The organism is Dyadobacter sp. CY261 (genome assembly GCF_021440085.1).
Classification (GTDB): domain Bacteria; phylum Bacteroidota; class Bacteroidia; order Cytophagales; family Spirosomataceae; genus Dyadobacter.
Map to the genome: position 1 here is coordinate 274903 of NZ_JAKCPW010000004.1, position 12911 is coordinate 287813.

General features: G+C 48.5%; 13 protein-coding genes. 5 read left to right on the forward strand and 8 right to left on the reverse strand.

Annotated elements, in window-relative coordinates:
• Nucleotides 1-8 precede the first annotated feature (8 nt).
• From rpsI to LZD49_RS13810, 3 genes are all read right to left on the reverse strand, one after another.
• A complete protein-coding gene (gene rpsI / locus LZD49_RS13800) occupies nt 9-395 on the reverse strand; it encodes a 30S ribosomal protein S9 (protein ID WP_234668153.1) in 387 nt (128 codons plus the stop codon).
• Nucleotides 396-398: 3 nt separating this feature from the next.
• The gene (gene rplM / locus LZD49_RS13805; protein WP_234668409.1) at nt 399-842 is read right to left on the reverse strand and encodes a 50S ribosomal protein L13; all 444 of its coding nucleotides are present in this window, start codon (nt 840-842) and stop codon (nt 399-401) included.
• 126 nt (nt 843-968) lie between these two features.
• A complete protein-coding gene (locus LZD49_RS13810) occupies nt 969-1673 on the reverse strand; it encodes a hypothetical protein (RefSeq protein WP_234668154.1) in 705 nt (234 codons plus the stop codon).
• Nucleotides 1674-1693: 20 nt separating this feature from the next.
• Here LZD49_RS13810 and LZD49_RS13815 point away from each other — a divergent pair, with 20 nt between their 5' ends.
• From LZD49_RS13815 to LZD49_RS13830, 4 genes are all read left to right on the forward strand, one after another.
• Nucleotides 1694-2476, forward strand: coding sequence for a DUF1080 domain-containing protein (locus LZD49_RS13815; RefSeq protein WP_234668155.1), 783 nt, complete (start codon nt 1694-1696; stop codon nt 2474-2476).
• 191 nt (nt 2477-2667) lie between these two features.
• Nucleotides 2668-3471 carry a Rossmann-like and DUF2520 domain-containing protein gene (locus LZD49_RS13820; protein WP_234668156.1) on the forward strand — a complete coding sequence of 268 codons (804 nt, stop codon included), beginning with the start codon at nt 2668-2670 and terminating at the stop codon, nt 3469-3471.
• 64 nt (nt 3472-3535) lie between these two features.
• On the forward strand, nt 3536-4057 hold the full coding sequence (locus LZD49_RS13825) for an HAD family hydrolase (RefSeq protein WP_234668157.1): 522 nt from the start codon (nt 3536-3538) through the stop codon (nt 4055-4057).
• An 11-nt stretch (nt 4058-4068) separates the two neighbouring features.
• On the forward strand, nt 4069-5187 hold the full coding sequence (locus LZD49_RS13830; protein WP_234668158.1) for an acyltransferase: 1119 nt from the start codon (nt 4069-4071) through the stop codon (nt 5185-5187).
• Here the strand turns inward: LZD49_RS13830 and LZD49_RS13835 are convergent, their stop codons facing one another.
• Complete coding sequence (locus LZD49_RS13835) at nt 5188-6015, reverse strand: polysaccharide deacetylase family protein (protein ID WP_234668159.1); 828 nt, start codon at nt 6013-6015, stop codon at nt 5188-5190.
• A 44-nt stretch (nt 6016-6059) separates the two neighbouring features.
• Here LZD49_RS13835 and LZD49_RS13840 point away from each other — a divergent pair, with 44 nt between their 5' ends.
• Nucleotides 6060-7280 (forward strand): exonuclease subunit SbcD, encoded by a 1221-nt coding sequence (locus LZD49_RS13840; RefSeq protein WP_234668160.1) that lies wholly within the window; start codon nt 6060-6062, stop codon nt 7278-7280.
• 419 nt (nt 7281-7699) lie between these two features.
• Here LZD49_RS13840 and LZD49_RS13845 read toward each other — a convergent pair whose 3' ends face one another.
• From LZD49_RS13845 to LZD49_RS13860, 4 genes are all read right to left on the reverse strand, one after another.
• Nucleotides 7700-8086: a TraR/DksA C4-type zinc finger protein gene (locus LZD49_RS13845; protein WP_234668410.1), complete on the reverse strand. Its 387-nt coding sequence runs from the start codon at nt 8084-8086 to the stop codon at nt 7700-7702.
• A gap of 191 nt (nt 8087-8277) precedes the next feature.
• Nucleotides 8278-9258 (reverse strand): pyruvate dehydrogenase complex E1 component subunit beta, encoded by a 981-nt coding sequence (locus LZD49_RS13850; protein ID WP_234668161.1) that lies wholly within the window; start codon nt 9256-9258, stop codon nt 8278-8280.
• Between the two features lie 208 nt (nt 9259-9466).
• Nucleotides 9467-10342 carry a transglutaminase family protein gene (locus LZD49_RS13855; RefSeq protein ID WP_234668162.1) on the reverse strand — a complete coding sequence of 292 codons (876 nt, stop codon included), beginning with the start codon at nt 10340-10342 and terminating at the stop codon, nt 9467-9469.
• Nucleotides 10332-12884 (reverse strand): circularly permuted type 2 ATP-grasp protein, encoded by a 2553-nt coding sequence (locus LZD49_RS13860; RefSeq protein ID WP_234668163.1) that lies wholly within the window; start codon nt 12882-12884, stop codon nt 10332-10334. Before LZD49_RS13860 ends, LZD49_RS13855 begins: the two co-directional genes overlap by 11 nt.
• Nucleotides 12885-12911: the final 27 nt, after the last annotated feature.

The following is a 12911-nucleotide window of genomic DNA, read 5'->3' on the forward strand; positions in this document are numbered from 1 at the left end:
TTGAACTCTTAACGTTTCGAGAACTGGAATCTCTTACGGGCTTTGGCACGTCCGTATTTCTTACGCTCAACCATACGTGGGTCACGGGTAAGAAATCCTTCTTTTTTCAGTGCCGGGCGGAATTCTCCGTTATATTCGCAAAGCGCACGGGAAACAGCCATGCGGATTGCTTCCGCCTGTCCTGAAATACCACCGCCTCTTACGTTTACTTTAAGATCATAACCGTTTCCTCCGCTGATAACAGCAAACGGCTGCTGAAGAACGATCTGATGTACTTCAAATGGAAAATATTCTTTGTAATCGCGACCGTTTACTTTAATATCTCCTTTGCCAGGCGTCATGTAAATACGCGCAACGGCTGTTTTTCTTCTACCTATTGTGTTGATCACTTCCATGAATTACAATTGGATTTGCTTTGGTTGCTGAGCGCTGTGCGGATGTTCTGCAGCAGCGTAAACAAACAGGTTTGTAAATAAACGACGTCCCAAACGGTTCTTTGGAAGCATACCTTTTACGGCTTTCTCAATCACACGCTCAGGGTGTTTTTCGAGCAACTCACGGGGAGTCTGGAAGCGTTGACCTCCTGGGTAACCTGTGTGACGAACATAAACTTTGTCCGTCATTTTCTTACCTGTCAACTTGATTTTATCGGCGTTGATAACAATTACGTTATCTCCACAATCCACATGAGGAGTGTAGCTTGCTTTGTGTTTGCCTCTGATAATTTTAGCAACTTCACTGGCCAAACGACCAAGAATTGCATTTTCAGCATCCACAACAATCCACTCCTTGTTTACTGTGTTTTTGTTCGCCGAGATGGTTTTGTAGCTTAACGTATCCACGATTAACAAAAAAATTAAATTGATTTTCAATTATTTACACTGTAACAAGACAGTCCATCGCAAAATGGGAGTGCAAATATAGAGTTTAACAAATTGAATTACAAGTATGTTTGAGAAATTCATTTGTTATTGCCCCACCGCAAAGGCCAACGCCACGTAAGGCAGGCCGTAAACTGTGGACACATGTCGCTGGCTGTTATCGAGGTAAACATTTAAATCGTTGATTTTTCTGGTCGTGTAAGTAACCCTTCCGTAAACATAACCGAGTTTCAAGCCCAGGCTTCTTCCCGCCCTGAACCGCACAAATGCTTCCGACTGCCCGCTGTTATCGCGAAGCGCCAGAGGCAAAGCGTTAAACAAGGTCGGCTTGGTACTCAACCACTTGTCGTAATACCGTGCTCCGGTGCCAGGCCGTTCCACAGTGCCCTTCTCATAGTACCCATGTCTTTTTGTTCCGTAAGTCAGCCCCAAAAGGTCTGTATTGACCCCGATATCAAACTTCCAGAAAGTCATACTGATGCCTGCGAGAAAGCTCACCCCGTTGATTGACACATTCCGGTATTCAAGGTAATCTTTTACCCCTGCGATGCGCTCGGTTTCCAGATTTGTCCTGCCAGCGGAATATCCCCAAGCCCGAAAACCAAGCCCGATACGCAACCAGGGTAACCTTTGAGAACCTAATTCCTCATGATACATCAGTGAAGGAGCCAACTCGTTGCTGCCAAAACCAGCTCCGATATCGACGCCTGCTGCGATCGGGGATGTGTTTTGCGCGTGTGTGACAGTGGCATTCAGTAATAAAGCGACAACCAGTACTTTTAAAATTTTCATGGGTCGAACCATTCGTTTAAATGAAGAATTTAGTCAGCAGAGCGATGAATGAAGTCTTTTTCACAATATTAGCGGATACAGGTAAGAAATTAAGCCATACGCCCGTACAACTGGCAATATTGTTGCTCTTTACTATGTACGGTAGCAGGCTGTTAGCCCAAGGTAACGATCAATTATCTTTCGTTCAGCTGTTTAATGGTAAAAACCTGAACGGCTGGGTGGATGTCAACACATCCAAAGATACGTGGAAGGTTAAAAATGGGACTTTGATCTGTTCCGGCAAACCTATAGGCGTCATGCGCTCCGATCGGCAATACGAAAATTTCATCCTCGAAGTGGAATGGAAACATATGGAGGCAGGCGGCAACTCGGGCGTATTCATATGGAGTGAAGGAACGCCCCAGGAGCACGACCCGTTGACCAAAGCCATAGAAGTACAAATGCTCGAACTGGACTACGCCCCGCAACACAACGCTACCGACGATTACGTTCACGGCGAACTTTTTCCAACCATGGGTATGACCGCGATTCCGGACAATCCGCGCGGCATCCGCAGCAAATCCCTCGAAAAACGCTGCAAAGGCAAAGGAGAATGGAACAAGTATGTGGTCGTAGCCGTGGACGGCACCGTAAAACTCTCGGTGAACGGTAAGTTCGTCAACGGCCTCCGCGCCTCCGAGCGCAAGAAGGGCTACATCTGCCTGGAAGCCGAAGGTGCCGAAATCCATTTCCGGAACATGCGCATTATGGAGCTGCCCTCGGGGATTACTACGCCTGAGCAAGTGGCACCGGTGGTGCATTGACGTATCGGCATGCCCTGCCTCCTGTGTCGGCGAAAAGCATTATATTAGCATGAATAACAACTGAAAACGCTATGCAGCAGACATTTCAGATCAATGCACGACCGCATTGAGATATAATCTAATTCTGGCGACCAGAAACATAAAGATTTTGCAAACCTGGCTGATATTCAGCTTGAAAATTGGATAGATAATTGAAAATATCTTTCATCGGCGCGGGTAACGTGGCCTGGCATCTGGCGCAGGCATTTGAGGACGCCGGGCACTGGATTTGTGAGGTGTATAGCCGCGATACGCAAAAGGCGCGTCAGCTGGCTTCGTCAATGTATGACACCAATATCCAGCCGGATCTCAATTTCTCCGAAAGCGAGGCCGAGATAATCGTGGTCGCAGTGACGGACGATGCTATCGAGAGCATCATCCAACGCATTGTACTCCCGGAAGGAGTGATCCTTGTACACACCTCGGGTACACATTCGCTCGCTGAATTTCAGAAACTTGTGGAGATTTATAGCGACGTATATGTTCACACGGGCGTTTTTTATCCTTTGCAGACATTCACCAAGGGGGTCGAGATGGATTACAGCGAACTGCCCTTCTGCATTGAATCGCGAAATGAATTGATAGAAGCTAAATTAATGCAGCTCGCATCGAGCGTGAGCAATAATGTAACACGGATGGATTCTGATGAGCGCTTTATTTTGCATGTAGCAGCCGTTTTTGCCAGCAATTTCACCAATTACATGTTGACCATCTCGCACGACCTCCTCGAACGGGAACAGCTCAAATTCGACCTGCTGAAACCACTCATCCAGACAACCATTTATAAAGCTATGTTATCCGACGACCCATCGATCGGACAGACCGGTCCGGCGAGGCGTGGCGACTGGAAGACAACGGCACGTCATCTCGAATATTTACAAGAAACCAACGAGGATTATACCGAAATTTACCGCCTGCTCACCGATAAGATCCGCAACCTCTACATTTCAAAATAATACGATGCCGCACCGTCCCGAAAAAAGTTAGGCTATATTTGCAGGATTCACAATTCGGCTATTCATGAATTCGACTCTAACGGAACGTTTCAAGCGCATTACTACCTTCATTTTCGATATAGACGGCGTCATGACCGACGGAAGCGTCATCGCCCTTGAAACTGGCGAGCAGCCCCGCATTTTCAATGTACGCGACGGCTACGGCATCAACCGGGCGATTAAAATGGGCTATCGCGTTGCCATTATTTCCGCACAGAGCCAGGTAGGCGTCCGTAAACGTCTTGAATACCTTGGAGTGACCGACATTTTTATCGGTACTTCACCTGACGGTAAGCTGCCCGTTTTCAAAAAATATCTTGCCGAAACCAGCCTTACCGAAGACGAGATTGTATTCATGGGTGACGACCTGCCCGATTACGAAGTCATGCGCACCAGCGTCATGGGCGCATGCCCGGCCGATTCGGCTGATGAAATCCTCGCCATCGCCGATTATATTTCCCCGAAAAACGGAGGCCGTGGGGCCGTTCGCGATCTGATCGAACAGGTCATGAAAGTGCAGGGAAAATGGATGGCCTGGTTTGAATAATAAGCTCGGTGGTGGACAAAAAAAAGCGCTATTTCCCGAATCTGAACGGTATCCGTGCTATTGCGGCATCGCTGGTGGTATTTCACCATCTCGAGCAAGCTAAGCATGCATTGGGTATTGCCCATGTATATGACATCCCCATTATACAACACGCTGGCAGACTTGGTGTTGGATTATTCTTTGTATTGAGCGGGTTTCTCATTACCTATCTGTTGCTCGAAGAGCGTGGTCGTTTTGGGAATGTCGATGCCAAAAAGTTCTATTTGCGCCGCGTATTCCGAATCTGGCCCATTTACTTTCTGATCATCGGGCTCTCATTCTTTGTTTTTCCACATATTCCTATTTTCGATTATCCAGGCATTGAAGAAAAGCTCACTGTCAATCTGCCCGAGCGGCTTACGCTTCTGCTATTAGTATTGCCAAACTTTGCGTTCGTCCTCTACGATTTGCCCTACTGGTGTGCACAAACGTGGTCTATTGGCGTGGAGGAGCAATTTTACTACCTCTGGCCCTGGTTGATCAAGTATCCTAAAAAGCGCATTCCGATCTTACTATTCTTCCTTTTGCTGACGGCCGCATTGCTTTATCTGGGGATTGAAATGGTTGATCCTTCGGAAGAAACGCGCAAATCGATGATTACTACGTTCCTGGGGCAGTTCCGTATCCAGACAATGGCATTAGGCGGTTTCTGCGCGTGGCTGGTTTACAAGGATAAAACTCAAATCCTGAATTTCATTTTCAGAAAAGATGTGCAAATCGTCGCCTACGCGATCCTGCTCGCATTGTTTTTTTCCGGCGTGCATTTCTTTGGCTTTCTTGAAGTATATGCGCTTTTCTTCGCATTCTTCGTGCTGAATGTTTCCTGTAATCCGAATACGATCATACACCTGGGCCACCCGGTGATGAATCATTTGGGCAAGATTTCCTATGGTCTGTACCTTTATCACGTGGCAGTGATTGTGGTGGTGATCAACCTGCTAATGATGTATTCTCCGAAATGGGAAGGGGCTGTTTATCAGATCGTGCTCTATATTCTGAGTTTTATCGGATCTGTTGCGGTAGCTACTTTTTCTTACAACTATATCGAAAAACCGCTACTGGCTTACAAAGACCGTAAATTCGGCCGATAGCTATCGGATTTTCGGTAACTCCGACATCGTGTAAAATCGAAGGCCTTGCTTCTGTGCCTCGCGCAGGGTTACGGCCAGGAAACTTACATTGAAGCCGTATTCGCCGTTCTGTGGGGCTCCGTACAACGGCTCATGCCCGAAAACCATCAATGCAGTGCCCGTTTCTTTCGCCTTTTGAATAGCCTCGGTAATCTCTTCCTCTGCCACTTCATCCATGTCAATTATTAATGCATCGACCTTTTGTTCTGCCTCAAACGGATAGAAGATAGTATTCATCCATCGCGGCGGCCACGCGTAAAACTGGAACCCATTGTATTTCCTTCTCGAAATCGCGACATCACGCAAAATAGTAAAGCCCTTGGCTAAAAGCACCGAATCGACGCGATCGTTGTGATTCCCGCCCGGGTGAGCGTACGAAGTCGGTTGAAAGCCTGCCGCATTCATGTAGCGCAAACCCGGCTCGATTTCGGATTCAATGTATCCCTTCGGGCCGCCTGCGGCCATTAGTTCAGTCGACTTGGCGTGAACTGTGCCATGGAAGCCAATCTCGTGCCCTTCCTTTTCCAGTTCTTTTAACATGGCCACCTCTTCCGCATTCAGACTGTCGGGACAGGTAATGAAAAAAGTCACTTTCGCGTTGTACTTCTGGAATAATGGCCGCAATTCGTACCACTCTTTAATGAAATGGTCGTCAAATGAAATGGCGATACCACCCGCGCCAGGCTTGCCGGATTTAGGCCCGCACCCGCAAATACCAGCTGCTATGGCTGACAGCAGCAGCAAAAAAATCCCGGCAAATGCCTTTGAACGCTCGTCTGGATATTTCAAAACTTCAAAAATGATCTGTTATTTTCGCTAAATTAATGACACGGATGAAAATACTACACACCGCCGACTGGCATATCGGCAAAAAGCTCGACAACTTCTCCCGCCTCGACGAGCAACGCTTTGTGATGGAAGAAATCTGCGAAATTGCCGAGCGCGAGCAGGTCGACGCGATTGTGATTGCGGGCGATTTGTTCGACAATTTCAACCCGTCGTCCGAAGCTACTGAACTTTTGTACAGCACTTTGCACCGGCTTTCCGCCAATGGCACCCGCGCAGTGATCGCCATTGCAGGCAACCACGATTCCCCCGAACGCATTCAGGTGCCCGACGCGCTCGCAAAGGTATGCGGTATTCTGTTCGTCGGGTTTCCGAATACGGAAGTGAAGCCGTTTTGCACGCAAGGAAAAGTGGATATTGCCAAGACAGCGCCCGGATTTATTGAAATCAATCTTCCGAATGCTTCTTTTCCATTACGCATACTGCACACACCTTATGCAAATGAGCAACGCCTAAAAACCTTCCTCGGTGTAGAGGAATCAGAAGAAGCCCTACGCGTGCATTTGCAGGAACATTGGCAACATCTGGCCGACGAATATCTCGACGATAAAGGCTTCAACCTCCTTGCAACCCATTTGTTCGTCATGCAAAAAGGCGGCCCCATGCCCGAAGAACCTGACGACGAGCGTCCGATCCTGCATATTGGCGGTGCACAAGCCATTTACACCGAAAATTTCCCAAAGCAGGTGCATTACATTGCCTTAGGTCATCTGCACCGCTTTCATCAGGTGGATAAGGTGCCCGCCCCGGTGGTATATTCAAGCAGCCCGTTGGCATACAGCTTTTCGGAAGCCAATCAAACGAAATATGTGATCCTGATCGAAGCGGAAGCAGGAAAACTGGTCGGTTACAAGCCTATTGAGCTTTTGAAAGGCAAGAAACTTCGTCGTAAAAGCTTCCACAGCATCGATGAAGCCATTGAATGGCTTGCTGAACATCAGGAAGATTTGGTTGAGCTGACCATCATTTCCGATAATTACCTCGAAGCTTCCGATAAAAAGCGGCTAATAGAGGCCCATTCAGGGATAATCCAGATTATTCCGCAGATCAAAAAAAGCGAGGTTGCAGATACTTCCTCGGAGGTGGATCTTTCGCTGAGCATGGAAAAGTTATTTCAGGAATATTTTAAAACGAAAAACAAAGGCCAGGAGCCATCCGAAGGACTGATGGAAGTGTTTCGGGAAGTATTGGGAAGCGAAGCGGAATGAAGAAGCGCCCATGTCAGTCTGAGCGCAGTCGAAGACGTCCATACCCGAAAGCGCCCATGTCAGTCTGAGCGCAGTCGAAGACGTCCATACCCGAAAACGCCCATGTCAGTCTGAGCGCAGTCGAAGACGTCCATACCCGAAAACGCCCATGTCAGTCTGAGCGCAGCCGAAGGCGTCCATACCCGAAAGCGCCCATGTCAGTCTGAGCGCAGCCGAAGACGTCCATACCCTAAAGCGCCCATGTCAGTCTGAGCGCAGTCGAAGACGTCCATACCCGAAAACGCCCATGTCAGTCTGAGCGCAGTCGAAGACGTCCATACCCGAAAACGCTTCGACCATCCGGGTCCATTCAGCGTGAAAGTAACAAAACAGGCTACCCCGCTCCGGAATAGCCTGTCATGCGTTTGATTCGATAAATATCAGCTGGCTCTTCTAAGCTTCGCTTCGATAGTTTGCTGTGTATGCGGTACGATGCGCAAACGCTCTTTCGGAATCAGTTTGCCCGTATCAATACAAACACCGTAAGTGCCGTTTTTAATGCGGATCAGCGCGTTTTCGAGCTGTACCGAATATTTTTGGAGACGTGCGGCCAACTGGCTCAAATTTTCCCTTTCACTGGCATCTGCCCCATCTTCCACTAATTTGGCTGCTCCGGCTGTTACGTCCGTGCCACTATCGTTCTTTTTACTAAGTCCTGTTTTAATGTAATCGAGCTCACTTCTTGTCGCTTCCAGTTTCCCACGGATCAGCTCCTCAAACTCCTTTAACTCTTCCTCTGAATATCTTGTTCGTTCTTCTTGCATAATCTGAATTGATTTGTTGGTCTACATCAGGGAGGCGTTCAAAGCACAAAAGTACTAGTATTCTGCCTATTTTCGGAATAGTATTTATTAATAACCACTTTCAAATAAGAAACTTACCAACACTGATATCAGGGGCTATAACCAACAAAGCCAAAACCTGATACGGTAATGGCTTTGTTATAAATCTCTGGGGATTATTTGTAAAGGACCGATTTCACTGCGTCCACCGTGCGCTTCACGTTTGGCAGGATCTCTTCAATGAGCGTCGGCGCATATGGAAGAGGTACATCGCGGCTGGTGACACGGATCACCGGCGCATCCATATAATCGAATGCATGGCGTTGGATGTGGTAAGCGATTTCAGAAGAAATGGACGCCAGGGGCCACGCTTCTTCTACCACCACGCAACGGTTTGTTTTCTTAACGGATTCGATGACAGCGGGATAGTCGATAGGGCGAACCGTTCTCAAATCTACCACTTCTACATCGATCCCTTCTTTTTCCAATTGAAGCACCGCCGGCATTACCACGCGAGGGATCATTTTACCAAAAGAAACGATGGTTACGTCTTTACCTTGGCGCTTAATGTCCGCTTTCCCAAGTGGAATAAGATATTCTTCCTCAGGGACAGCCATTTTATCACCGTACATCAACTCCGACTCCATAAAGATCACCGGGTTGTTGTCGCGGATAGACGATTTCAGAAGGCCTTTCGCATCGTAAGGGTTTGAAGGAACCACCACTTTCAAACCAGGTGTGTTCGCAAACCAGTTTTCAAAGTTCTGCGAATGCTGTGCACCTAATTGACCAGCATTACCGGTCGGTCCACGGAAAACGATCGGACAGCCGTACTGGCCTCCTGACATTGAAAGAATTTTCGCAGCACTGTTGATGATCTGATCGATCGCTACCAGCGAGAAGTTGAACGTCATGAACTCGACGATCGGGCGCAGGCCGTTTCCGGCAGCTCCTACCGCAATCCCCGCAAAGCCAAGCTCCGCAATAGGCGTATCGATCACACGGTCGGGACCGAACTCATCGAGCATTCCCTGACTCGCCTTATAAGCACCGTTGTATTCCGCAACCTCTTCCCCCATCAAAAAAATACTCTTGTCAAGGCGCATCTCTTCCGACATAGCGTCGCGAATGGCATCTCTAAATGCTAATTCTTTCATTCGTAATTCTGATAATTATTAATTCTTAGAAGAAACCAACCGCAAAATCATTTCATCTATAACAGACCGACCTGCGCGGTTACATTAAAAGAGGTTCTGTATACTTATTTCAAAATGATCTGGTAAAATTAGAGAACAACGCTCAATTCTCAAATTCTTTCAGAGAACCATTCTGTTAAAAACGTCGCAAATACGGCCGGATGCAATATTATACCGGGATCACATCTACTTCTACCGTGAGCGTATGTTTACCGTAGCTGAAAATGATGCCTTTTAATGGCGGCACGTCGCTGTAATCACGCCCCCAGGCTGTGACAATATGTCGCTCCCCGGGCACCACATTATTGGTCGGATCGAAATCGCACCAGCCGTAATCGGGTACAAATACCGAGACCCACGCGTGCGAGGCGTCGGAGCCCTGTAACTTGGGCTTCCCAGGCGGCGGAAGTGTTTCGAGATACCCGCTCACATAGCGCGCCGCAAAACCGAAACTCCGGATACAAGCAATGGCCAAATGCGAAAAATCCTGACAAACGCCCTTTTTTGCAGCCAGAACCTCCTTGATGGGCGTATTTACCGTCGTGAAATCAGCCACAAACTTGAATTCGGTATAAATCTTCCGGCAAAGCCTGGCAATGCATTCGTACAAAGGCACATTGTCGTCAAAGCAGTCGCTCGCAAATGCCCTGATATCGGCATCCCATTTTACGAGCGGGCTCGGTAACGTGTATTCCAAAACCGAAATCTTCAACGCGCGATCACCCATCAGCCGCTCCCGTGCCTCCCCGCTCTTTACCGACGACGGAATGAACAGCGAGCCCGTACGCTCTTGCAAACGTTCCACGATCGCCGTAGTAAGCACTGTCAGCGTTTTATGGGGGGAATGCAGGGAAAAGTAGTGCGTGGTATTGCCGTAAAAATCAACGCGCTCGCTGATTTGAGTCGGCTCAGGCGTTATTTTGATACTAAAATCCTGGCAAAGCTGGTCGGGCAGCACGCGCGGCGTCAAACACAACAGACTGTGATAATTATTGACAGCCTCCGCGTATTTATATTCCGTTTTGTGAATCAGCTTATACTTCATCCGTATCGTAGTCTATCGGTTCAAAAGAGTGGTGTATCAATGTGTGGCTAAAATACTGGTTGGTCAGATAAATGGATACCGACCCCATCAGCCGTGCCACTTCAGCGAGCAGGTTGAAAAGCTCCTCGCGCTCGTCGTAGGCATTGCATTTAGTTAAATCCTGGATATTCGACAATTTGATCAGCGTAGAAGCCCGCAATGCCAGTTTCTCGGCCTCATTCAATCGCTCGCCCCGTGTGGTCGCCGGTAATTCACTGAGATTTTTCTGCAATTCATCGAGCATATAAGCCAGCGAGTACGGCAATCGCGTTTCGAGCAAAATCATATCCAGCATCGCCTCCACACTCAGATGCGACTTGTAGATCTGCCGGTAGTTCACGAGCATATGATGGTTGATCAAAGTCGCTTCGATCAGCTCATTCTCCACTGCCATGCTGCGCCCCACGCCAAAGTTGGACTGTATCACGCTAATCCGTGATAATATCCTTTCAATTAGTTTTCCTGTTTCGAGCAACAAATAACTGTTATCCCGCGGCATACTTTCTGCGATGACGCCCAGGAACGTGAACATATTATTGAACAATCCATCGAGCGTCCGCTGAATATTGGTACTGTTCATATGCGACGCATTCCGGATCTCGTGGTAACCATTGTCGATCAAATCCACGATCCGCCATATTTCCAGCTCCCACTGGTTACGCACAGCTCCCACCGCACTCAGGAACGAGCCGATGTTGGAAGCAATGGTTCCCGGACGATAATGGTCTGAAATCAATGCGATGATCTCTTTATAAGGTTCATTCAGCTTTTCATCCCCATCCAGAAAACCGGGGTAAGTCGATGAAACGTGTGTAAGAGACTGCAAAAGTACCTTGATATGCTCCTGCTTCGCCGATCCGCCGAAATTACGGTCAAGGTTGAGCACGTTAATGGTAATATTCATGAACTTGATCACCGCCATGGCCCGCTCGCAATAGCGCCCGACCCAAAACAGGTTTTCGGCGCTCCGGCTAGGAAGCGAAATGTGCTTGTTCACAGCCGCCGGGGTGTTCAGCACGATCCTTTCCTGTGGCTCGTCCGATTTGTCGGAAACGATCCATGTATCTTTTGAAAAGCCGCCTTGCTGGTTGGAGATTACAAACCGGTCCTTCACCGCCGAACTGCGCGTAAGCCCGCCTTGCATTACGTGATAGCCATTTTCGTCGGCCACCATAAATGCCCGCAGAGCCGCGTAACGTGGTTCAAGGACTCCGTCTATCAACGAAGGTGTAGTGGAAAGACTTACCTCCTGCTGGGCGATAAAGTCGTGTGGTCGTTGGGCGATCATCGCTTTCAACTCCGCCTTTTGGGCACTCGTCAGCATCCGCCCGTAAATAGAGCTGAACCTCGATTTCCGGTTGGCCTTCTTGATAATTAGCTCGTCGAAATGGTCGAACACATAATCCAGCTCTTTCTGATGCCCGCACCACCAGGTCGCTACATTTGGCATCAGCAGCTTTTCTCCCAGAAAATACTGGCATATATTCCCCATAAATGCCAGAAAAGCATGATTTTCCAACACGCTCGATCCCGGCGGATTTATGACCTGCACATTCCCGAGGCGGATCGCCTGCAGAAGTCCAGGCACGCCGAGGCGCGAGTCCTCCCGCAATTCCAACGGGTCACACCATTCATCGTCAACACGGCGGATGATAACATCTACCTTTTGCAGGCCATCGATGGACTTCAACCAAACACTGCCATTGCGTACGAGCAAGTCGTCGCCCTGCGCAAGCGTGTAACCCAGGTACGAAGCCAGGTATGCGTGCTCAAAATATGCTTCGTTTCCCGGTCCGGGTGTGAGGTAAACAATGTTAGGAGCATCCTTGCTTTTATCGGAAAGCCTCAGTACCGTATTTTGTATACTGTTAAAAAAAGGCGAGAGTTTGCTCACATACATGCCGTCGGCCAACTCGGGCAGGAGCTTACTCATTACAATGCGGTTTTCGAGCGTATATCCCGAACCTGAAGGCGCCTGCGTCCGGTTATCGACAACCCACATCTGACCATCCGGCCCGCGGGCCATGTCGGCCGCAAACAGGGTCAATTGCCGGGGGCCGCGGACTTTGATATCGATACAGGGACGAAAAAAGCCTGTGTTTTCGAAAACCAGTTCGGCGGGGATAATCGCATCCTTCACCAGGTTACGAGGGCCGTATAAATCCTTTAAGATCAAATCCAGCAGTATCGCCCGCTGCTGCAAGCCTTTTGAGATGCCATTCCATTCTTTTTGTTCGATCAGAAACGGAATGGGGTCAAGCTGCCAGGGGCGATTCATGCCGTCGGGGCTTCCGTAGACATTGTAGGTTACCCCATTTTCCCGCAATTTACTTATGATCTCCTGATTCCTGTTTTTAAGCTCCCCGATACCGAGCTTTTCCAGCGTAGCAAAAAGCGCGCGCCAGTGCGGCTTCAATTTTCCGTTGGTATCCAGCACCTCATCGTAGGAAGTCAGGCCAGCTTGGTAAGATTGTAACAGGTTCACGGAAGCCTCGGTAAGCATGTATCAAAAACAGGGTTATTACTGATA